The sequence below is a fragment of the Methanolobus sp. genome (assembly GCF_016278365.1).
Classification (GTDB): Archaea; Halobacteriota; Methanosarcinia; order Methanosarcinales; family Methanosarcinaceae; genus Methanolobus.
Window position 1 is genome coordinate 260,662 of sequence record NZ_JADQBZ010000005.1, and the last position, 23,129, is coordinate 283,790.

The 23,129-nt window shown below is 46.3% G+C and carries 23 protein-coding genes; 15 read left to right on the forward strand and 8 right to left on the reverse strand.

Translation table 11 applies throughout. The features are described from left to right. Nucleotides 1–2: 2 nt before the first annotated feature. The 8 genes from hemC to ahbD all read right to left on the reverse strand — a co-directional run bounded on the left by hemC (nt 3) and on the right by ahbD (nt 7,289). Nucleotides 3–923, reverse strand: a complete 921-nt coding sequence (gene hemC, locus QZZ22_RS06385; RefSeq protein WP_292463516.1) for a hydroxymethylbilane synthase — start codon at nt 921–923, stop codon at nt 3–5. 13 nt (nt 924–936) lie between these two features. After that, nucleotides 937–2,202, reverse strand: a complete 1,266-nt coding sequence (gene hemL, locus QZZ22_RS06390; protein WP_292463519.1) for a glutamate-1-semialdehyde 2,1-aminomutase — start codon at nt 2,200–2,202, stop codon at nt 937–939. 15 nt (nt 2,203–2,217) lie between these two features. Further along, on the reverse strand, nt 2,218–3,192 hold the full coding sequence (gene hemB, locus QZZ22_RS06395) for a porphobilinogen synthase (protein ID WP_292463521.1): 975 nt from the start codon (nt 3,190–3,192) through the stop codon (nt 2,218–2,220). Beyond that, on the reverse strand, nt 3,162–4,469 hold the full coding sequence (gene hemA, locus QZZ22_RS06400) for a glutamyl-tRNA reductase (protein WP_292463523.1): 1,308 nt from the start codon (nt 4,467–4,469) through the stop codon (nt 3,162–3,164). Before hemA ends, hemB begins: the two co-directional genes overlap by 31 nt. A gap of 56 nt (nt 4,470–4,525) precedes the next feature. Then, nucleotides 4,526–5,200 carry a bifunctional precorrin-2 dehydrogenase/sirohydrochlorin ferrochelatase gene (locus QZZ22_RS06405; protein ID WP_292463525.1) on the reverse strand — a complete coding sequence of 225 codons (675 nt, stop codon included), beginning with the start codon at nt 5,198–5,200 and terminating at the stop codon, nt 4,526–4,528. Nucleotides 5,201–5,262: 62 nt separating this feature from the next. Continuing rightward, nucleotides 5,263–5,721 (reverse strand): siroheme decarboxylase subunit beta, encoded by a 459-nt coding sequence (gene ahbB / locus QZZ22_RS06410; RefSeq protein ID WP_292463527.1) that lies wholly within the window; start codon nt 5,719–5,721, stop codon nt 5,263–5,265. 51 nt (nt 5,722–5,772) lie between these two features. Further along, complete coding sequence (ahbA, locus tag QZZ22_RS06415; RefSeq protein ID WP_292463529.1) at nt 5,773–6,228, reverse strand: siroheme decarboxylase subunit alpha; 456 nt, start codon at nt 6,226–6,228, stop codon at nt 5,773–5,775. Next, complete coding sequence (gene ahbD, locus QZZ22_RS06420) at nt 6,225–7,289, reverse strand: heme b synthase (protein ID WP_292463531.1); 1,065 nt, start codon at nt 7,287–7,289, stop codon at nt 6,225–6,227. The genes ahbA and ahbD overlap by 4 nt, the downstream gene beginning before the upstream one ends. Before the next feature lie 336 nt (nt 7,290–7,625). Here ahbD and QZZ22_RS06425 point away from each other — a divergent pair, with 336 nt between their 5' ends. The 15 genes from QZZ22_RS06425 to QZZ22_RS06495 all read left to right on the forward strand — a co-directional run. Next, complete coding sequence (locus QZZ22_RS06425; protein WP_292463533.1) at nt 7,626–8,006, forward strand: cytochrome c maturation protein CcmE; 381 nt, start codon at nt 7,626–7,628, stop codon at nt 8,004–8,006. Nucleotides 8,007–8,026: 20 nt separating this feature from the next. After that, nucleotides 8,027–8,902, forward strand: a complete 876-nt coding sequence (locus tag QZZ22_RS06430) for a polyprenyl synthetase family protein (protein ID WP_292463536.1) — start codon at nt 8,027–8,029, stop codon at nt 8,900–8,902. A 43-nt stretch (nt 8,903–8,945) separates the two neighbouring features. Continuing rightward, complete coding sequence (locus tag QZZ22_RS06435; protein ID WP_292463538.1) at nt 8,946–10,136, forward strand: radical SAM protein; 1,191 nt, start codon at nt 8,946–8,948, stop codon at nt 10,134–10,136. A 179-nt stretch (nt 10,137–10,315) separates the two neighbouring features. Beyond that, nucleotides 10,316–11,440: a transposase gene (locus QZZ22_RS06440; protein WP_292463540.1), complete on the forward strand. Its 1,125-nt coding sequence runs from the start codon at nt 10,316–10,318 to the stop codon at nt 11,438–11,440. A 94-nt stretch (nt 11,441–11,534) separates the two neighbouring features. Next, nucleotides 11,535–11,861, forward strand: coding sequence for an ATP synthase archaeal subunit H (gene ahaH, locus QZZ22_RS06445; protein ID WP_292463542.1), 327 nt, complete (start codon nt 11,535–11,537; stop codon nt 11,859–11,861). After that, entirely contained in the window at nt 11,854–13,788 is a 1,935-nt protein-coding gene (locus tag QZZ22_RS06450) for a V-type ATP synthase subunit I (protein ID WP_292463544.1), read from the forward strand. Before ahaH ends, QZZ22_RS06450 begins: the two co-directional genes overlap by 8 nt. A 1-nt stretch (nt 13,789) precedes the next feature. Further along, entirely contained in the window at nt 13,790–14,023 is a 234-nt protein-coding gene (locus QZZ22_RS06455) for a V-type ATP synthase subunit K (protein WP_292463546.1), read from the forward strand. Between the two features lie 52 nt (nt 14,024–14,075). Beyond that, nucleotides 14,076–14,627 carry a V-type ATP synthase subunit E gene (locus QZZ22_RS06460; RefSeq protein ID WP_292463548.1) on the forward strand — a complete coding sequence of 184 codons (552 nt, stop codon included), beginning with the start codon at nt 14,076–14,078 and terminating at the stop codon, nt 14,625–14,627. Between the two features lie 7 nt (nt 14,628–14,634). Then, nucleotides 14,635–15,705: a V-type ATP synthase subunit C gene (locus QZZ22_RS06465; protein WP_292463550.1), complete on the forward strand. Its 1,071-nt coding sequence runs from the start codon at nt 14,635–14,637 to the stop codon at nt 15,703–15,705. Next, complete coding sequence (locus QZZ22_RS06470) at nt 15,705–16,004, forward strand: V-type ATP synthase subunit F (RefSeq protein WP_292463551.1); 300 nt, start codon at nt 15,705–15,707, stop codon at nt 16,002–16,004. The genes QZZ22_RS06465 and QZZ22_RS06470 overlap by 1 nt, the downstream gene beginning before the upstream one ends. Beyond that, entirely contained in the window at nt 15,995–17,731 is a 1,737-nt protein-coding gene (locus QZZ22_RS06475) for an ATP synthase subunit A (RefSeq protein ID WP_292463553.1), read from the forward strand. Before QZZ22_RS06470 ends, QZZ22_RS06475 begins: the two co-directional genes overlap by 10 nt. A 2-nt stretch (nt 17,732–17,733) precedes the next feature. Next, nucleotides 17,734–19,113 (forward strand): ATP synthase subunit B, encoded by a 1,380-nt coding sequence (locus tag QZZ22_RS06480; protein ID WP_292463555.1) that lies wholly within the window; start codon nt 17,734–17,736, stop codon nt 19,111–19,113. Nucleotides 19,114–19,130: 17 nt separating this feature from the next. Beyond that, nucleotides 19,131–19,748: a V-type ATP synthase subunit D gene (locus QZZ22_RS06485; RefSeq protein ID WP_292463557.1), complete on the forward strand. Its 618-nt coding sequence runs from the start codon at nt 19,131–19,133 to the stop codon at nt 19,746–19,748. 6 nt (nt 19,749–19,754) lie between these two features. Further along, nucleotides 19,755–19,925, forward strand: a complete 171-nt coding sequence (locus QZZ22_RS06490; protein WP_292463559.1) for a hypothetical protein — start codon at nt 19,755–19,757, stop codon at nt 19,923–19,925. Nucleotides 19,926–20,242: 317 nt separating this feature from the next. Continuing rightward, a partial coding sequence (locus QZZ22_RS06495; RefSeq protein WP_292463561.1) for a cadherin-like beta sandwich domain-containing protein occupies nt 20,243–23,129 on the forward strand: 2,887 nt, incomplete at its 3' end.

The window sequence follows — 23,129 nt, forward strand, 5'->3', positions numbered from 1 at the left end:
TTCTAGATTTGCACGTTAAGCTGGCATACTGCCTGCTGTACAAGTTCCTTCCCGCCCAGCTCCACCATTCTCATTCCGAGTTCCCTGGCGTAACTTTCGTAACCCTCCACAGGGATCACTTCATCAATACGCACCTGCTCGGAACCGTCAAGAGATAGCACCTCTGCCAGTACATGCAGCTCATTATCATTGATGAAATGTGTGAACGAACCAACCGGCGCCGTGCATCCTCCTTCCACGTAGGCGACAACTATGCGCTCAATGGAAGTCTCTATCCTGGTCTTTTGGTGATCCAGCTTTGAGGTTACTTCCTCTGCCTCGCTCCCGGCTACAGTTACCACTGCTATAGTACCCTGGTTAGCCGAAGGGCAGAAATGGTGCGGGTCAAGGCGTTGCACATCCAGGTTCCAGTTCATGCGCTGCAATCCAGCCTCAGCCAGAAGGATGCCATCATACTGGCCTTCTTCAAGCTTCCTTATCCTCGTGTTGATATTGCCACGCAGGTCATGGACCGCAAGGTCCGGGCGGTATCGCAGTATCTGTGCGCGTCTGCGCATGGAGGTTGTCCCGATTATGGCATTCTCCGGAAGCTCTTCCAGTTTGGAGCCGTCTGTTGTCAGGAGCACATCACAGGGTGAGTCCCGCTTGATGACCGCTGACGTTGAGAGCCTCTCCGGTCTGACGGTGGGCATATCTTTCATTGAGTGAACTGCAATATCCACATCCCCTTCCAGCATCCTGTCATCAAGCTCCCTCACAAAGGCACCCACTCCCGCAACCTCGTGCAGGGGGCGGTCCGTGAAGGTATCGCCGGTGGTCTTTATGATCTTCCTGGTGGTCTGTACTCCCAGCTCCGCCAGTTTACGTTCAATGCTTGTAGCCTGTGCAAGGGCAAGGTCACTTCCGCGGGTTCCTATTATCATTGCATTCTCCGGTTCACCTGAGGTTTGCCTCGTATGCAGCAAGTGTTCTCTCGATATCTTCTTCTGTATGGGCCGTGGACAGGAAATTAGTCTCGAACTGAGAGGGTGGCAGGAATACACCACTGTCCAGCATCCTGAAGAAGAATCCCAGGTATCCTTCCTTGTCGCACTTAAGTACTTCCTGGTAGTTCAGTGGCTTATCACCAAAGAATATCTTGAACATAGAGGATATGCCGCAGACATTGTAATTAAGCCCCATGTCCGTAACGATCTCAGTCAACCTGGCTCTAAACATCTCGCCGGTAGCGTTAAGTTTCCTGTGGACATCTTCCTTTTCAAGCACATCCAGTACTGCCAGTCCTGTGGCAACCGAGGCCGGGCATCCGCTATAGGTACCTGCCTGGTACACGCCTCCCGAGGGTGCGATCATCTCTATGATCTCCTTCTTTCCCCCAAACACTCCTATTGGCAGGCCCCCGCCAATTATTTTACCCAGAGTTGTCATGTCGGGTGTGACTCCATAGTATTCCTGGGCGCCTCCCATGGCAAGCCTGAAACCAGTGATCACCTCGTCGAAGATGAGGACCACATCGTTCTCTTCCGTGACCTTGCGCACGTCACTTAAGTAATCTCCTTCGGGAAGTACCGGTCCGATGTTCCCCATTACAGGCTCTATTATTAGTGCTGCCACATCCTCCCTGTTCCTTTCGATCACATCTGTCAGTGCCTCTATATCATTGAATGGCACCTGCAGGGTGTGCTTGGTAAAGTCGGCCGGAACTCCAAGCGAGTCGGGCTTGCCCAGCGTTGTGGCGCCTGACCCTGCCTGAACAAGAGCTGCATCATGGGCTCCGTGGAAGCCGCCTTCTATCTTGATGAATTTGTCCCTGCCTGTGAACCCTCTGGCCGCACGCAGTGCGCTCATGGTGGCTTCAGTACCCGTTGACACGAACCTGAGCATATCGATGCTCGGATACATTCCAGCTATCCTTTCCGCAAGGTTCACCTCAAGCTCTGTAGGTGTACCGTACAGCCAGCCCTTATCGAGCTGAGATATGATGGCCTCTTTTATCCCGGGATGGGCATGTCCCAGGATATTCGGGCCGTATGCGAGGCAGTAATCGATATACTCATTCCCGTCGATATCCCTTATCTTTGAACCGGAAGCGGATTCGGTATAGAATGGGTATGGTTTTATAGCCCTGACCGGGCTGCTGACCCCTCCTGGAAGGAGGGTCCTTGCTTTCTTGTATAATTCTCTTGACTTGTCTAGGGACATAGGATCACCATTAGTTCATTTAAGTATTCGTGCCATATCTTTCGCGAAGTATGTCAATATCATGTCTGCCCCGGCCCGCTTTATCGAAAGCAGGGACTCGTACATAACTTTCTTCTCGTCCAGCCAGCCGTTCTGAGCAGCCGCCTTGATCATGGCATACTCTCCGCTGACGTTGTATGCAGCTGTGGGCATCCTGAACTCGGTCTTGACTCGATAGATGATGTCAAGGTAGGGAAGTGCCGGTTTTACCATTATTATATCAGCGCCTTCCATGATGTCCAGTTCAACCTCTCGCATCGCCTCGTCAGAGTTGGCAGGGTCCATCTGGTAGGTCGACCGGTCACCGAAGCAACATCCTGATTCTGCAACATCTCTGAAAGGGCCATAGAATGATGAAGAGTATTTTGCGGCATAGGACATAATGGGTATGTCCGGGAAATTATTTTCATCAAGTGCAGACCTTATGGCGCCAATCATCCCGTCCATCATACCTGAAGGTGCCACCATGTCGGCACCGGCTTTTGCGTGACTGACTGCCGTTTTACCGAGCAGTGGGAGGGTAGGGTCATTAAGTACTTCTCCTTTTTCAAAATTAACCATGCCGCAGTGACCGTGGTCTGTATATTCACAGAGGCAGACATCGGTTATTACTAACATGTCCTTGCCAAGCTCACTCTTTATTTCACGAACCGCCTTCTGGACAATGTCCTCGTCTCCCCAGGCAGAGCTTCCATGCTCATCTTTGTGTGATGGTATCCCAAACAGTATAAGGGCGGGTATCCCCAGATCAGCAGCTTCTTTTGCATCGTCGGCTACTTTGCTGAGGGGAAGCCTTTCAACGCCGGGCATAGACTCTGTCATCTGGCTTGTTGTTATGGTCTCATCCACGAACATGGGGTAAATGAGGTTATCGGCTGAAAGTGAAGTTTCCCTCACAAGGTCTCTCATCTTTCCATTTCTTAGTCTTCTCGTTCTGGTTTCCGGGAACATGGCGGCAAATCTCCTTTGATACTGCGTTTTTCATTGCATTTATCTATGCTGAACAGGCGGAAGACCATATCAAGCATCTCGTCATCGCATACTTCCGCTGCATTCCTCAGGACCTTTGTAGGCTCTGCAAGTATCTTATTAACAATAGAGTGTGTCAGGTCATCAATTATCTTCTGTTCTATATCCCCTATCGTGTGATATGCACTCAGTTTAGTAAGGGCACGCTCCTTTTCCAGACTTCGGACCTTATAGAACTGGGCATACATCTCGGATACGATATGGTCGGCTCTCTGTTGTTTGTATTGCTTAAGAAGAAGATCGTACTCTTCGTCGATGATAGCCTGTGCCTTCTTTGCTTCCTCCATCCGCAGTTCCAGGTTCTTTTCATTGATGACGCGCAGATTATCTATATTATATAGGGTAACGTGAGGAACCGTGCCAATAGTGGGCTCGATGTCGCGGGGATTTGCGATATCTATAAGAAGGAGCGCTTTTTCCCTTGATTCCATTGCCTTGAGCACCTGTGGATGCCTGAGCACAAAGTGGGGCGCCCCTGTGGCGCAGATTACCACGTCGGCTTTCTGGAGGTTCTCTTCTATCTGGTCAAAATGGACCGCATGACCTCCCATGTCATCAGCGAGCTTCTTTGCTGCGGCATAGGTGCGGTTAGCAATATACATGAGTTCTATCTCCCTGTGGGAGAGTGCCCTGGTCACAAGGGTTCCCATTTCCCCTGTGCCAATAACAAGCACCATTTTATTCTTGAGATCACCGACAGTTTCCTCTGCCAGGTCTACAGCAGCAGAAGCAATTGAAAGGGCTCCCCTGTTTATTTCGGTTTCTGTCCTGACCCTCTTTCCTACCTGGATGGCCTTGCTGAATGCTGTATCTAGCATTCTTCCGGTCGTACCGAGGTTCTTGGCCACCTGGTAGAGGTCCTTGATCTGTCCCAGTATCTGGTCCTCGCCTATTATCATGGATTCAAGGCCTGAAGAGAGCCTCAGTAAGTGCATGATGGATTCCTGATGGTCATAGAAATCGATGATGTTGGATGAGAGCCCCAGTTTCTTTGCGAACTGGAACATCACACTGCTGCCCTTATGGGAAACAACGTACATCTCTATCCTGTTACATGTCTTAAGAACTGCACACTCATGTACCAGTTCGTTAGCGTAAAGCTCCCTGAGGAAATTATCAAGATCGCCGTCCCATACTTCTTCCATCTCTTCCACGGTTGCTCTGGAATGAGTGATGACCATGCTGGATATCTCAGTCATTGGATACCCCTGAAGAACTTTTTCTCAATGCTGAAAACGTGTTATAACCAGACATGTTATCGGACTTTCCCGTTTATTTTTTCAGTTACTATACCAAGTGCTACATTATACCCTTTTTCGTAGGATCCTTCAAGGGCTTCCCATACCTTCCTGCTTTCAAGCACCTGCCATAGTATGTCTTTTCTGTCCCTTTGTTCGGGAACTTCCTCTTTAAGGTATGTCCGCAGGTTTTCCTGGATGCGTATCATATCATCGAACTGCGGGGTTATGACCTCCTCTATCCTCTGCCTTGTAAATCTGGAAAAAGCAGGGCTTAAACCGGAGGTTGATATACTGATGGTGAGACTACCTCTTTTGATGACCGACGGAACAGTAACATCTCCAATCGAATCTACCGGGTTTGAAAGTATATTCCTGGCCTTCGCTACCGATAATATCCTTTCATTGACGGACTTCTCATTAGTTGCGGGTATGACCAGAAAAGCATCCTCTAAAAAGGTATCTATCTGCTCATTGGTAAGGTCGCTGATGTTTGCTTCCACAAGCTTTGTGTTGTTTTCCTCACAAAGCTGCCGGATGCAAGAAGTGAAACCTTTGCTGATAACAGTTACATCTGCATAGCGGGAGAAAAGCAGTGCTTTGCGTTCACCCACGGAACCGCCACCGAAGATAACTATCTTCCGGCCGGACATGTCTATCAGTAATGGTAGGAAGCAGTTTTCTTGTGCCATGGGGTGTACTCCGGTTATGTCCATTTGCCTTGAACCGGAACTTAGTTAAACGTTACGACAGTTCAGAGGCGGACCCCCGTCTTCTTGAACTCGCGCTCACTGAATAGAAGCCTGTAGTCTTTGACACCGGTGGATTCTGATATCCTTGAGGCTACTTGCTCACAGTCTTCTCTTGTGTATGAATGGACCATTGTAAAAAGGTTATACTCCCATTCAGGCCTCCGGGGTCTTTCATAACAGTGAGTAACTTCGGGAAAAGATGCCATTATCCTGCCTACATCTTCTACTCTTTCCTCAGGGACATTCCATATACACATCGCATTGGCTAGAATGCCTATGTCCCTGTGGCCTATGGATGCGCCAAACCGCCTGATCATGCCTTTTTCTTTCATCAGCCGTATTCTTTCTACGACCTCTTCTTCTGAAAGTCCAAGACGATTTGCTATGTCCCTGAAAGGCGACCCGGTGAGTGGAATACCGTCCTGAGTAGCCTTTAATATCTGTTCATCGATTGCATCCATGTTCTCATTTCCCTTGATATTCCCTCACCTGGTAATTCAACGTTTTATACCTCACTTGATATTGAACTTGACCCCGATCTTGAACAGCCTTACCGTAGGCAGATTTATGAATTTAAGCCCTGTCTTCTGGTTAAGTTCCATGAGAATCTCATTTATCCTTTCTTCCCGCGAGGCTGATAACGTGAACCATACGTTGTATTTGTCAGGGCGAAGATAGTTATGGGAAACCTCGGGGTATTCGTCGATATATGCTGCGACCTCATCTATCCTATCCCCGGGTACATTTACGGCTACCAGTGTACTGGAGCCACCTATCCTTTTACGGTTGATGACCGGGCCGATCTTCCGTATGGCACCTTCATCATGCAGTCTTTTAAGGCGCCCTATGATTTCTTCTTCACTGATGCCCAGTTCTTTGCCAAGCTTTTGGAAAGGATGGATGTCAAGAGGGAAATCATGCTGTATGATGTTAAGGATATTTTTATCCGTGTCGTCCAGGTATATCATTCGGATCCCTGTTTTCTGGGGGTGTATATGCAGTATGGCTCCTCTGCCAGGTAGTCCCCTGTCGCCGCATAGGCGCGTGCACGACAGCCTGCGCATACTTCGTTGTACTCACAGTCCCCGCACTTCCCTTTCAGCAGTAATGGATTCCGCAGGTCGTTGAAAACTTGCGAGTTCTCCCATATATCTTTGAAAGGTTGCTCCTTTATGCTTCCGGCGAGGGCTGGCAGGTATCCGCAGGGGTAGACTTCTCCGGTGCTTGATACAAAGCAGAAACCAGTACCTCCAAGACACCCTTTTGTCATGGCCTCGTAACCATGGGTCTTTACTGTTATCTCAATGCCTTCCTTCTTTGCCCGCTGGCGCATTATCCTGAAGTAATGGGGTGCACAGGTTGCTTTTAGCTGTATCTTTGCTGTCTTCTGCTGATCATAGAACCAGTTCAGCACTCTCTCATATTCAACGGGAGGTATTTCTTCCTCTTCAAGTTCCTTGCCCCTGCCAGTGGGCACGAGCAGGAATATGTGCAGGGCTTCAGCCCCAATCTCGGTTGCCAGTTCAAGGATGGCGGGTATTTCTGTGAGATTGCGTTTTGTGATGGTTGTATTGATCTGGAAGCCGATGCCTGCATCTTTGATAGCATCTATGCCGCGCATAGCTCCGTCAAAGGCCCCGGGCATGCACCTGAAATCATCATGGATCTGCGGGCTTGCCCCATCAAGGCTCACACTTATCCTTCTTATCCCTACATCCTTTAAATGTGTGGCAACCTCTGAGGTTACAAGGGTACCATTGGTTGCAAGGGCTACTGAGAGACCTTTACCGACCGCATAGCTGGCAAGGTCATAAATATCATCTCTTACTAGTGGCTCACCACCACTGAGTATCAAGATGGGCTTTCCTATCTGCGCTATCTCATCGATAAAGTGCATAGCTTCTTCGGTAGTAAGCTCGCCGGCTGGCTTACGGGAAGTCGATGACCCCCGGCAATGCCTGCAGGAAAGGTTGCAGCCTGCTGTTGTTTCCCACGCTATGAGTCTTGGAGGTTTGGCCATATTGATCATTCTGGATTTTTAACTGAAAGTTCCACTCTAGTATATATAGGATGGGGCTATACTAGTCCGCACCCATATTAATAATTAGTCGTCGGTATATGGTCAGGTCCTTTTTAAAAGAGCTGCTATTACTTGTTTATTCTTACTGGTTATTAATTTGGTATAATAACCTGCTATCAAAAGTGATATAGGGGTGAATATGTATTAACGCCTTAAACCTTGCATTTGCATGTACGTGGGTGGTCCTGGCAGTATATGCCTTTCACCTTGTGCGTACCCGTATCTCTCTTAACAGGGAGCTTAGGAATAATGACAGATAATCGGATATCTTCCATAGGTGTTTAGATGGATAAGAAACACAAGAGTGTCCTTGCAGTTGCTTTTATTGTTGTTGTGGGTATTGTCGGTCTGTGGAATGTGGACCTTTCACAGGGGTATCTGCTGGTCTCCGAATTGCAGAAAGACCCGGATAAGTATGTAGGGCAGAATGTCAACACCATGGGTACTGTGAAGAATGGCACTCTCAATGTTTCGACTTCAGGGATCTCGTTCATGCTGGAGGACCCTGAGAACGAGGCCTATGAGCTGGAAGTGATGTACACGGGAGCCCTTCCGGCAAACTTTGTCGAGGGCACAAGCCTGAGCATCAGCGGCCGGATGATCTCTGAGAACAAAATAGAGGCTAATAAGATAGTTATGGGATGCCCTTCAAAGTATAGTGAGTAACCAGAAAACGGGACGTTATCATGGAAATTGAGAACCTTGAAGAATACCAGTTAATAAAGGCTTCAATGGAAGGGCTTGTCGCTTCGATGGATGACGGCTCGAAAATGAAAAAGATGCTGCTGCATATTTGCAATTCCGGCGGAAAAAGTATCCGGCCTATTATACTGGTGCTGTGCACTGAAATATGCGGCGGTAGCCGTGATGATAGCGTGAATGCTGCCCTTGCTATCGAACTTATCCATTCTGCTTCCCTGATACATGATGATGTGCTTGACGATGGCATTATACGCAGGGGTGTTGAGTCCGCCCACAAGAAATACGGCGTTCCGGCTGCTATATTGTGTGGGGATTTTCTTATTTCCAAAGCAATTTCCCTGATCTCATCTTATGGTACGGACTCAGTGCTTGAGTTCGGAAGGGCTGGAATGTATATGGCTGAAGGTGAGACCATTGACATCTCTAGTTCCTGTACGGAGTTTGGCAGGACTAACTATTTCGAATGCATAAGCAAGAAGACTGCCTCTCTTTTTGCTGCAAGTGCTGCCATAGGCGCCTATGTTGCAGGCGCTGATCGGGAGACGGCAATGAAGTTCAGGTCATTTGGTGAAAACGTGGGCAACGCATACCAGATAGTTGATGACCTGCTGGAATATCTCAACAGGCTTGAGGATAAGCAGTCAACTTATGAGTCAGTGACCTTGCCGCTTCTCTACAGGAGGAGCATGGGGCACGAGGAAGCTGTGGGCCTGACAGTGAAGGAAGTGCTTCAGCACGTGGAAAAAGCAAAAGACGTCCTGCAGGGATTTGAAGATTCAGTTGCAAAGGATAAGCTTCTCCTGATCACTAACCTGATAACAGTTGATATGCTTCCGGGAAATGTCCTTGAGATGAGCTGAGTATTTGTTTTGATTATCTATACATTATTTATCAGGTGTTTTCATGAAAGTTTATGATAAGTCAGTAATTAAGGTAAATGCGAACACGGAAAATGGAAAGGTTGTTCTTGACATCGAAGGGCCATTGTCTGCTGTGGCAAAGCCTATAGTAAAGCGCATAAATAATATTTTCCAGGAAGAAAAACCAATTCTTTCCGATGAGGAGAACATAATCTTTTCGACATGGGTCCCACCCATGCCGGGAGAGGTTTTCAACAGGATGATCAATGCGCAGGTGGCCTCTATTCTTAAGAAGAGGGTACCTGATCAGTTCTCTATCGGCATTACAAGCAGATGTCCCAATAAATGCATACACTGCGGTGCTGCGGGAATAGTTGCTGATCCGGAGTTAACCCTTGGCGAGATCAATCGGACTGTTGACCGGGCGCTTGACCTTGGTAGTTATTATATTTCCTTTGACGGCGGGGAAACAATGCTTCGCAAAGACCTTGTCCAGATGGTCTCTGCTGTTGACAAGAGCCGTGCTGTAGCTACCTGCTTCACATCAGGTTTCGCTATGAATGAGCAAAAAGCCAGGGAGCTTAAAGAGGCAGGCCTTTTTGCTGCACACATGAGCCTTGACAGTCCTCAGGAAAAGGAGCATGACCGGGTCAGGGGACGTGAAGGAGCTTACAGGGACACTGTCAACGGCGTGAAAAATGTGCTGGATGCCGGTATCCTGGCTGATCTTTTCGTAGTTGTATCACCTCATAATATCGATGACCTTGACGGGTTCTACCAGTTTGCGATTGATATGGGTATGCATGAGATGTCCGTTTACGAGATCGTGGCTGTGGGACGCTGGCTTGAGCACGAGGATGAAGTGATCACTGAAAAAGATGTAAAACGCCTGGCGGATTTCCAGAAGTCTGCAAACCGGAATCCAGAGGGACCACGAGTAACTGCTTTACCTTATTTCATGGGACCTGATCAGTTCGGGTGTTTTGCAGGCAGGCGCTGGATGCATGCAACTGCAGGAGGGGATGTGCTTCCTTGTGCCTATACGCCTCTTTCCTTTGGGAACATCCGCGAGGAAGACCTTGGAGTTATCTGGGAGCGTATGGGTAAGCATACTGCGTACAAGTCCTCCGCAGATTATTGCATGATGCGTAATCCTCAGTTCAGGGAAAAATACATTCACACTATTCCGGAAGGTGAAACACTTCCTTTAAGGCTGGACCTTCGCAAGGAATAATCGGGCCCGGATATTAAGTAATGTAGTATGTGCCTTTTGATTTTTTCTTCTTTTTACGAATCGCGGGGGTGGGGTAGAGAAAGCCCATTGCTTTAGCTGTGGGATGAATCGTACCTCACCTCTTAGCAAATCAAAATTTATCATAAGTTCTTTAAGCTAATAACCCATTGTACAGTATAATGCGTAAAACATACAAGTTCCGTATTTATCCTAATAGATCTCAACAAAAACAGATGGAGTGGAGCTTGGAAATATGCAGGCAAGTATATAATCGTACACTATCGGAACGAAAAGTCACTTATGAAATGTCAGGAGAGACATTATCTAAATATGCCCTCAACAAACTACTTCCTGAATGGAAAAAAGAGAATCCCGAATATAAAGAAGTGTTCTCCCAAACCCTTCAGGAAGTACAGGAAAGGGTAGACATTGCATTCAAGCACTTTTTCAGGCGTGTTAGGAACGGAGAAAAGCCCGGATACCCTCGATTCAAAGGCAAAGGATGGTACGACAGTTTCACATATCCTCAAATGGGATTTAAACTAAAGGGAAACCTTTTATATCTCTCAAAAATCGGAAACGTCCGTGTAAAAGTGCATCGTGAAGTTGAAGGCGATATTAAAAGAATAATTGTAAGACGTTCAGCATGTAAAAAATGGTATGTTTCAATAACCACGGAAGCAGAGGATATTCCTATTCCCGATAATGATATTGAGCATGTTGTGGGCATCGATGTGGGATTATCTAATTTTGCTACATTGTCCGATGGTACAACAATATCTAACCCTCGTTTTTTCCGTCTGGAAGAAAAAGAACTTGTAAAGGCCCAACGCAAGTTATCCAAAGCTGCAAAGGGTTCTCCTGGTCTTAAAAAAGCAATAAAAGTAGTACAAAGAGTACATGAAAGAATAGCAAACAAGCGTTATGATTTCATTCATCAATTAAGCAGACAACTAGTAGATGATTATTCCTTCATTGCTTTTGAAGACCTGAACATCAAAAACATGCTTAAAAATCATTGTCTCGCAAAAAGCATATCAGATGCCGCATGGAACATGCTGATTTCTACAACAAAGTACAAGGCTGAAAGTGCTGGTTCTTTAGTTGTATCAGTTAATCCTGCGAACACTTCTAAGATGTGCTCAAGATGTGGTCTGTTAGTGGATAAGACATTAGCAGATAGAACACACGAATGTAATAGCTGTGGTCTTATCTTAGGCCGAGACCACAATGCGGCTATCAACATTCTCAGATTGGGATTGCAATCTGTCGGCATAGAAACCGTAGAAGCCCGCGCACTTTAGTCGTGGGAGCAGTCACGAAAGCTTTATATCTGATTTAACACTAGAGGGAATGAATTATTCGGGATATTTATAATCAATCATCACGAGGATTAGCATGGCCAAAGATAAAATCTTGTCTGAAATAAAAGACGCAGAAGCCAATGCACGAAAAATGGTTGAAAACGGCATAAAGAGCAAGCAAGACCGTATCAACAGCGCACGTGCAGAAGCCAGGGAGATCATAAAGCAGGCTGAAGCCGATGCTCATAGATCTGCACAGAATGCGATCAAATCTTCTGAAGAGGCAGCTGCTTTGGAAAGGGAGGAGATCATCAAGGCAGGTAAAAATGAAGCGGAGGCAATTGCAAGCAAAGCATCTTCTAAAGTTGATAAAGCAGTTGACATGTTACTGACCGAGTTTGAGAGGGCAGTACATGCTTAAGCCGAAACAGATGAGTCGAGCCGTTATAGTTGGCCACAAGAACATCCTTGAAGAAACGGTCGATGCACTGCACAAAGCTAATCTTTTTCATATCGAAGACTTTAATGAAGACGATTCTGATCTTAAGATCGGCAAGCCATTCGAAAGTGGAAGTGAAGTTTCAAAGAAACTTGTCAAGATCCGGTCCATTGCCAGCCTTCTCGGTGTAAAGGACGTTGCAGTTGAGAAACAGAGTCCTTCTGAAATTTGCTCTCAGCTTGACAGTTCTCTTGACAAGCTTGATGACGAACTGGAAATACTTTCTGAGAAAAAGCGCGTTTTTGAAACCGAACTTAAGGAATTAGGTTCATCTAAGAAAGATATCCTTCCCTTTATTGGTACTGATCTTGATCTTGACCTTTACCGAGGGTATGAAAGCCTGGCTGTTTTTGCAGGTCATGTAAAAGAGGATATAGGACCTTCTGTATCACAGCTCACTTCTTCCTATGAACTTTATTATGATCAGCATTCTGGTGTTGTAGTGCTCTTTGTCAGTAAAGACAAGGCGGCAGAAGTTTCTGAACTGCTTGCACGTGTCTCTTTCAAGGAACTGAAGGTTCCAAACCTTAGCGGTATCCCTTCAGGGCTCATAGCAGATATCGAGCAGAAAGAAGCAGATATCTCCAAGAAGATCGAAGCAATAGATGCTGATATCGAAGCCCTTAAGCTCAAGTACGCTGATTTCATACTCGCAAGCAATGAAATGCTCTCCATAGAGGTTCAGAAGTCTGAAGCACCACTCAGAATAGCGACCACTGAAAGCTCATTCCTCATAGATGGATGGCTTCCTACGGAGCAATATGCTGAGATGGAACGAACCGTTAATACAGCAACAAACGGTCGTGCATTCGTTTCCCCTCTGGAGATCACAAAGCCTGATATTAAAAAAGTACCTATTGAGTACGATAACCCTAAGATCGTATCTCCCCTTCAGGAGATCATGAATCTTTACGGGCGTCCTACTTACAAGGAACTTGACCCTTCAGCTTTGATATTTATCACTTTCCCGCTTTTATACGGGATGATCCTTGGTGACATCGGTTATGCTCTTATTCTTCTGATAATGGCGCTGGCTATTAAGAAGATTGTTTCTTCGGATGCAGTCAAGCCTTTGATGAATATTCTGATTTACTGTCAGATATCTACCTTATTCTTCGGTATATTATACGGTGAGTTCCTGGGGTTCCCTCTTGCAGCTTATCATGGACAACCGGGTTTGCTTCCGGGTTTTGACACAATTGATCTATTAGCAACCCCGTTCCCTGGTGAAGTCATTGGTTTCCCCTTACACAGAAGTCACCTTGTAATGACATTCATCGTCGCGACCGTTTTTGTTGGTCTGCTCCATCTAAACCTTGGTTATGCAGTGGGCTTTATCAATGAGAAAAGGAAGCACGGTATATCTGCAGCTATCTTCGAGAAAGGAAGTTGGTTTGTTGTACAATTTGGTATCCTCCTTACAGTACTTGGTTATCTCGAGATGCTACCTATCGTAGCGGGGATCGTTGTGTTCCTCATCGGTGTGGTCATGCTTGTAAAAGGGGAAGGGGTAAAGGGCCCTATCGAATTGCCTTCACTCCTGAGCAATTCATTGTCCTATACTCGTATAATAGCTGTAGGATTGTCATCCATCTCTATTGCGTCAACTGTCAACCTGATCGCCTTTGACATGATCTGGCCACCAGGATCGCCGATTGGTGGAATGACGATCTTTGCGATTGTAGTGTTCTTATTCGGACACGCTTTGAACACTGCCCTGAGTATAATAGCCCCCGGTTTGCATGCGCTCAGGTTACAGTATGTAGAATTCTTCGGTAAATTCTACGAAGGCGGGGGGCGCAAATATGATCCTTTTGGATACATAAGAAAATACACGGAGGAAAAATAAAATGGTAACAGAAACAGTAACAATGATGGACCCTGCAGGATTGCAAGCAATCGGCGCAGCACTCGCAGTAGGACTTACCGGCTTTGCATCAGCATATGCAGAAAAAGAGATAGGTACTGCAGCAATAGGTGCAATGGCTGAGAATGAGAGTCTTTTTGGTAAGGGTTTGATCCTGACTGTAATTCCAGAAACGATTGTTATCTTCGGTCTGGTAGTTGCATTATTGATGCTATAAGCTGATTTAAGAGCATATTTTGCTCTTAAATTCATTTTGAAGGTGAGTGAGCATGGGACTTGAAATTGTTGTTAAAGATATCATGGATGCTGCACAAGCGGAAGTGACCCGGTTGAACCGCGAAGCTGATGCAGAAGCTTCTCTTATTCTTGAGGATGCCCGGCAGAACGCGAAAAATATCATAGGTGAACGTCTTGCAAAGGCAGAAGATGATATCCGAAAAATCAGGCAGCAAGAAATATCCAGCGCAAATCTTGAAGTAAAGCGCACACTGCTCAATGCACGTAAGGAATTGCTAGAAGATGTATATGCCCAGGCTGAAAAATCCATATCCGCATTTTCCCCTGAAAAGAACGAAGAGCTTCTGAGATCGATTATCAAGGGCAATGAAGCAAGCGGCAAAAGGATATATTCCAATGCAGAATCAGAGAAGATCGTAAAGAAGTTGACCTCTCTTGAATATGCTGGCAACATCAAATGTCTTGGTGGTGTTGTAATTGAGAATGAAGATCGGACAGTAAGGCTGGATTATACTTACGATGTCATCCTTAAAAGTGTAAGTGAGCAGTTGTTGAAGCAAACATCTGATATCTTATTCGGGTGATTTCTAAATGCGGCTGTTGCAGAAATTTAAGCGTGGTTACAGTTCAGATTCAAAAGGTAACACCAACTACGCATACACGATACCTCGTGTTCGTGCAATGAAAAGCAAGCTTTTGCCAAAAGAGACCTATCCTCGTCTCATGAACATGAGCATTGCTGAGATTACCAGGTTTATCGGCGAATCCGGGTATAAGGAAGATGTCGATGAGCTGGCTCTGACGTATGATGGTGTAGATCTGATAGAACACTCTCTGAACAGGAACCTATCTGTTACTTTTAGGAAACTCCTGAACATCTCTGAAGGGGAGGTACATTTTCTTATTTCGGAATACCTCCGGCAATACGACATCTGGAATATCAAGACGATTCTCAGAGGAAAGTACTGCGGTGCTTCAACAAAGGAAACTCTCGAAGCGATTGTCGCAGGAGGGACTCTTACCTATACTTTCCTTTCCGGTCTGGCTGCAAAAGGGAGCTATGAAGAAGTTCTGTCTGAGTTTGAGGGCACCGAATATTACCCGATACTCAAAGACTACAATGGCACCAACCTTTCGGATATAGAGAATCAGCTCGACAAGTTGTATTATGCTGGACTCTTTGCTGTAGCTGGTGGTTCAAAATCAAAAGACCGCAAGTTGTTTGCCAAGTTCATCAGAGCAGGTATTGATATAAAGAACCTCATGATCCTTTTCCGACTGAAGAAGGCAGGGATCACCAATCCTCAGATGTCTAATCTGATGGTAGAGGGAGGCCTTGAGATCGAGCCCAAGGATATAGAAAAATTGATGCCGCTTTCCTTTGAAGAGTTCATACAGGAACTTGACAGTTACTCTTACTGGAAAGAAATATCTGATGTGGTGAACCCGGGTATGCAATCACTGATAGATGTTGAAACACGACTAAAGAAATACAGGCTTAAATCTGCAGCAAGCTTTTCACACGTTTATCCCCTTTCAATAGTACCAATCATGGACTACATGCTAACCAAGCAGAATGAGGTAAACAACCTGCGGATAATAGTGCGTGGCAAAGAGACCAACCTCAGTGATGAAGTTATCAGGGAACAGTTGGTGATCTGATGGAATTAGCAGTGGTTGGACGCAGCGAGTTCGTGACAGGATTCAGGCTCGCAGGTGTCAGAAAAATATTTGAAGTTAATGAAGGTGAACTTGAACCTACTGTGCATAAGATACTTGAGGATCGGGATGTCGGTATTCTTGTAATGCACGGCGATGATCTCAATAAACTACCGGAGATGCTGAGAAACACTATCAATGACTCTGTTGAGCCAACTGTTGTGACTCTTGGAGGTAGTGGTCAAAGTTCGAACCTAAGGGAAAAAATAAAACAATCGGTAGGTGTTGATCTGTGGAAATGAAAGGTGAAATTTATCGAGTGGCAGGTCCTGTCGTTACTATAAGAGGTATTAAACCTAAAATGTACGACGTGGTCCATGTTGGTCATGAAGGATTAATGGGTGAAGTTATCAGAATACAGGGGGATAAAGCCACTGTTCAGGTATACGAGGACACATCCGGTATCAGGCCGGGAGAGCCCGTAGTGAACACTGGAATGTCACTCTCTGTAGAGCTTGGCCCTGGTTTATTGGAAAGTATTTATGATGGTATCCAGAGACCTTTGATGGTCTTACAGGAAAAGATGGGTGACTTCATTCAGAGGGGAGTCACTGCTAACGGACTTGACCGTGAGAGAGTATGGGAATTCAAACCCCTTGCCAAGAACGGCGACTCCGTAAAGGGCGGCGATGTGCTAGGTCTTGTGCAGGAAACTGAGAATATCGAACACAAAATCATGGTTCCGCCTACAGTGTCGGGAACCATTTCTGAGATCAAGTCCGGTAGTTTCAAAGTTGACGAGACTATATGTGTACTCTCAAGCGGCACTGAAATATCGATGATGCAGAAGTGGCCTGTAAGAAAGCCACGTCCCGTAGGCAAGAAGCTTATGCCAAACAGGCCTCTTATAACCGGTCAGAGAATCCTTGATGGTTTGTTCCCGGTTGCAAAAGGCGGTACTGCAGCTATCCCCGGTCCATTCGGTTCCGGAAAGACAGTTACCCAGCAGCAGCTTGCAAAATGGAGTGACACTGACATCGTTGTTTACATAGGATGCGGCGAACGCGGAAACGAGATGGCAGATGTGCTTAACGAGTTCCCGGAGCTCCAGGATCCTAAGACAGGGCGCCCATTGATGGAGCGTACCGTACTTATCGCTAACACTTCCAACATGCCTGTAGCAGCCCGTGAAGCATCTGTTTACACAGGTATCACCATTGCGGAATACTACCGTGACATGGGATACGATGTATCACTTATGGCTGACTCTACTTCAAGATGGGCAGAAGCAATGAGGGAAATCTCCTCAAGACTTGAAGAGATGCCTGGTGAGGAAGGTTATCCAGCATACCTTTCAGCAAGACTCTCCGAGTTCTATGAGAGGGCAGGATATGTACGCACCCTTGAAGGTCAGGAAGGCTCTATCACTGTTATCGGTGCAGTATCACCTCCTGGTGGCGACTTCTCCGAGCCGGTCACACAGAATACCCTGCGTATTGTGAAGGTATTCTGGGCACTGGATGCAAAACTCGCACAGAGGAGGCACTTCCCTTCAATCAACTGGTTGACAAGTTACAGTCTGTACACACAGGGACTTGCCGACTGGTTCACTGAGAACGTGGCACCTGACTGGGTACCTCTCAGGGACCATGCAATGGATCTCCTCCAGCAGGAAGCAGAACTCCAGGAAATCGTTCAGCTGGTTGGTTCCGATGCCCTGCCAGAGGACCAGCAGATCGTGCTCGAGATATCCCGTATGATAAGGGAATATTTCCTGCAGCAGAATGCTTTCCACCCTGTGGACACATACTGCCCGTTCGACAAGCAGTACAAATTACTGAAAGCAATCTCCAAGTACGGTGAGATGGCAACAGCAGCACTGGAAGCAGGGATCCCGATGAAGGATATCCTGTCCGTGGAGTCAAAGGATGAGCTTGCAAAGGTCAAGTTCGAAGAGGACTTCCAGAGTGCACTGGATGTTGTCATGACCAAGATGGATAAGGAATTCGCACAGCTTGGGGGTAAGTAAAAATGACCAAGGAATATAAGACAATCACAGAGATCTCAGGACCACTGGTGTTCCTTGAGAAGACTGAGCCGGTTGGTTACGGTGAACTTGTTCTCATCAACCTCCCGGACGGGACCACCAAAAGAGGACAAGTCCTTGATACTTCCGCTGACCTGGTAGCAGTCCAGGTCTTTGAAGGTACGGGCGGACTCAATGAGGAGTCCGGTGTGGTCTTCACAGGCGAGACGATCAAGCTCCCCGTGTCCAAAGACATGCTTGGCCGTATCCTCTCCGGTTCCGGTGAGCCACTGGACGGCGGACCACGCATTATCCCCGAAGACAGGGTAGATGTTAACGGTGCATCAATGAATCCATATTCAAGGATGCCTCCGGAGGATTTCATCCAGACCGGTATATCAACCATTGACGGTACCAACACCCTTGTACGTGGCCAGAAACTGCCTATCTTCTCAGGATCAGGTCTTCCCCACAACGAGATCGCACTGCAGATAGCACGTCAGGCAAAGGTTCCCGGTTCCACCGAGGAGTTCGCCGTAGTATTCGCTGCAATGGGTATTACAAGTGAGGAAGCACAGTACTTCATGGAAGACTTCGAGAAGACCGGTGCCCTTGAGAGAGCAGTGGTTTTCCTTAACCTTGCAGACGACCCTGCGGTCGAGCGCCTGATCACACCAAGGATGGCACTTACAGCAGCCGAATACCTTGCATACGAGCATGACATGCACGTACTGGTTATCCTTACGGATATTACCAACTACTGTGAGGCACTCCGTCAGATGGGTGCAGCCCGTGAAGAGGTTCCGGGAAGGCGTGGTTACCCAGGTTACATGTATACTGACCTTGCATCACTCTACGAGCGTGCAGGCGTTATCAAGGGAAGGAAGGGTTCAGTCACACAGTTCTCAATCCTTACCATGCCCGGTGACGATATCACCCACCCGATCCCTGACCTTTCAGGTTACATCACCGAAGGACAGATCGTGGTTTCAAGGGAATTGCACAGAAAAGGTATCTATCCTCCTATAAACGTACTGCCTTCACTCTCCCGTCTGATGAACTCAGGCATTGGTGCAGGCAAGACCAGGGATGACCACAAGGCAGTCTCTGACCAGATGTATGCAGCCTACGCAGAAGGCCGTGACCTCAGGGGTCTGGTTGCCATCGTAGGTAAGGAAGCACTCTCCGAGAGGGACCAGAGGATCCTTGAATTCGCAGACCTTTTCGAGGACAGGTTCGTACGCCAGGGAAGGGACGAGGACAGGACTATCGAGGATACCCTGAATGTCTCCTGGAGCATCCTTTCAGAACTTCCGGAAGCCCTGCTCACAAGAGTGGACAACAAGTACATCGAGAAGTACCACCCTGCTCACAAGAGCAAGTAACTTACAGGTGATCCGACATGGGCGTAAAAGATGTAAAACCAACACGGTCCGAGCTCATCGAGCTCAAGAAGAAGATCAAGCTTTCCCAGGGCGGCCACAAGCTGCTTAAGATGAAGAGGGACGGACTTATCCTTGAGTTCTTCGAGATCCTCGGCAAGGCCAAGGATGTCAGGACCGAGCTGGATGCCGCCTATGAAGTCGCTTCCCGCAGGATAGCTATTGCAAACGCTGTTGACGGTATCATTACCGTCAAATCCACTTCTTTTGCCCTTCAGGGTAAACCGGAGATCGAGCTGGAAAGCCGTAATATCATGGGTGTCGTCGTTCCCAAGATCGAATCATCCAGTGTCCACAAAACACTGGATGAGCGTGGTTACGGTATTGTTGGCACCAGTTCCTATACGGATGAAGCAGCAGATTCCTATGAGATCCTTGTCGAGAAGATCATCCTTGCAGCAGAGATTGAGACCACCATAAAGAAACTTCTCGAGGATATCGAGAAGACTAAAAGGCGTGTCAATGCTCTCGAGTTCAAGGTGATCCCCGAACTTCAGGAAGCAATGAACTTCATAAGGCTCCGTCTCGAAGAGATGGAAAGGGAAAACACTTTCAGGCTGAAGAGGATCAAAGGTTAACTCCTTATGAGCACTCCCAATGGTCGCCCAAACCTGGTCGACCGCTTTTTTATAAGACTATCCCGACCTGAGAACCTGGCCAGGATACTCAGGTGGGCCTGGTTCATTTCCTTGGTCATGCTTGTGCTGGGTTATATCATAATTTATACGAAGATTCGGGATATGATTCCGATCTGAGTTTTTCATTTTATCATCTTCTGCTCTTTTATAGCCAAAGGCCTGTAAAAACTGGCAGGCCATCTTTTTTGCAAAAGCCTGTCACGTTTGTCCTGAGTTCCCATAATTGGAATCCTTGAGGTATCAAACACCCTTATATTTATTATATTAACTTTATAACTTTTTAAATATATCACTATCATTATATAGTATGTTGTTAGTATATTTCAAAGTCTATTTATTTTAAATATTAATCCGAGAGATATAAGATGAAAAATAAACACTCTTTTAATGAAAAAAGGCAAAAGCAGCTACTATTAGTATTTTTAGTGCTGCTAATGTCTGCACTCGTAATTCTTCCAAGCGGATGCCTGGATGACAACGGAAATGATCAAGAGATTGATAATAATGAACCTTCTGTTCCGGATGCTGATGAAGACGACGCATCCGATCCAGAAGACGATGACACAACTACACCTGCAGAACTTGAACCTGCAGAAGAACCTGGAGTGCAGACGATAGTAGCGTCTACATCCGGCAGCAGCGGTTCCTCAGGTTCATCCGGCTCATCTTCAAGCCCGGTTGCCCTTACAGGAATCAGTATTGTTCAAGCAGATCAAACTGTATATGCCGGAGAAACATTGCAGTTAACAGTTACATTTGACCCAACAACTGCTTCAAACAAGGTACTTTCATGGACCTCTAATGATACTAGTGTTGCAACAGTTGGTTCTTCTTCAGGCCTGGTAACAAGTGTAGCTGATGGAGTCGCAAACATCACTGCTACATCTGCTGATGGTGGCTACACAGACTCAGTTATAATCACAGTCACCGAAACACCAATAGTAAACAGTGCAGCAGAACTCCAGACAGCTATAGGAGCTAATGGCGTAACTTCAATAACCTTTGGAGGAGACCTCACTGGTGATGTCACAGCAACGCGCACAGGTTCAACTAACTTTGATATTGATTTTGGCACATACATTCTAACTGGCGATCTTACTATCACTGCCAATAGCGTTACTACAATGAACTTTACGGGCAGTGCAGTTCCTGCAATCACAGGTGATCTAACAGTATCTGCTTCAAACGCTACTGTAACAAACGGCATTAGTGTCGGTGGCACAATAACAGTTAGTGATGTTGGCAGTCATTCATGGATCGAACTTGCCGATGATAATACCATAACTTTGACAGATTCCAACGGAGCATCTATTGTAATCCAGGGTAACCCTGCAGATATTACAATCGAAGATGGCGCAGATGGTATCAACATTACAGCAGACAGTCCTGTGAATATAACTGTCAGCAACGGCGCAACAGTTAACAACATTATAGCCACAGCAGCAGGAACGGTCATTACAAACAATGGTGTCGTTTCAAATGTAACTTCAAACGTTGATATATCCATTGAGAATAATGGAGATGACATCAATGTAGATGGTACTGGAACCATAGGAGTTTCCGGTTCAGGAAGTGTAACAGGAATCGCAACTGCTGTTGAGGGAATCTCCTCTGTTCTGGCTCTTGATCAGGCCGAACTGAGAATGGGAGGCATAATTACAGCTAATATTACAGGAGTAGTTCTCGATTTAGGTAGTGGAGAAACCTTCAATGTAACCTCTGCAAACGCAACTATTGTAAGCGTTGATACAATTACAGAGCTGAACATTACAGCCCAGTCCCCAGGAAGAACTGCCATAACAGTGCAGGTTCAAAATTCAACTGACGTTGTTATCAAGCAGGGTACTATCTTTGTCACAGTACTTCCTGTACAAATTGATGCAGCATCAGCTACAATAGTAGCTCCAGCAGCAGGTGCAACACCAGCAACTGCAGCACAGATTGAAGCTGCAACAGTTAATGCAGATTACACTGTGACCAGTGTAACATGGAATGAAGATCTGACCGCAGCTGGAAAATTCAAAGCAGGCCAGGTATACAATGCAACTGTGGTACTGACCTCTAAGAACAACAAAGCATTCCAGCAAGCAGCATTTACTCCTACAGTCGTAAATTCTTCAACGGTTGGAAACACAACAACACTAGGAACCAGCGTAGGAAACAGAGTAACATTTACAGCCACTTTCCCTGCAACTGATGCGTTGGAAGTAAGCAGCATAGCTGTAACAACCCAGCCAACAAAGATGACCTACAAAGAAGTTCTAGATGACATTTTAGTATTGAATGGCATGGTCGTTACAGAAACCTACAACGATGGAACTACAAATGTGGTTGCCTTTACAGATGGAACTGCATCCGGATACACCACACTCCCTGCTAATGGTTCTACATTGACGAATGCAGGCCACAATGGCAATCCAGTAGCTGTAACTTACGATGCAGGAAGTAAATCCGCAAACACAGGTAATCTGGTAGTTGATTCAACTAGCATTGATGCTGATCTTTCCGCACTCAGTGTCAATCCAGGTTCGTTGAACGAATTATTTGTCAACAATACGCTCTCTTATACGGTTGGTGTTGCTCATGATGTAGATTCACTAAACGTGACGGCAACTCTTTCTGATGCTGCGGGAGCATCAATGACTATCAATGGTGAGGCAGCAGTAAGTAATGTACCCAGTACTGTCGTTCTTAATGCTTCAGGACAATCCACACTGATTGGAATTGAAGTCATTGCAGAGGACAATACGACCACTAAGACCTATACAATTACTGTTAGCAGAGCCTCAATGCCAATTACAGTAACTGGAGTTACAGTAAAGACTGCTCCAACAAAGGTTACTTTCAATGACACCGAAGCCCTTGATCTTACAGGACTTATAGTAACGTTGTCTAAGTCTGATGCAAGTACCGAGGATGTTGCTCTTGCAGACTTTGGAACAACAGATCTGACAACTGACCCTGTAAATGGTACTGCTCTTACAACAGCCAATACAACAGTCACTATAACCCATGGTACAAGTGGTGAGAATGTAACACAGGCAATTACTGTTAATGCAATTACAGTAACTGGAGTTACAGTAAAGACTGCTCCAACAAAGGTTACTTTCAATGACACCGAAGCCCTTGATCTTACAGGACTTATAGTAACGTTGTCTAAGTCTGATGCAAGTACCGAGGATGTTGCTCTTGCAGACTTTGGAACAACAGATCTGACAACTGACCCTGTAAATGGTACTGCTCTTACAACAGCCAATACAACAGTCACTATAACCCATGGTACAAGTGGTGAGAATGTAACACAGGCAATTACTGTTAATG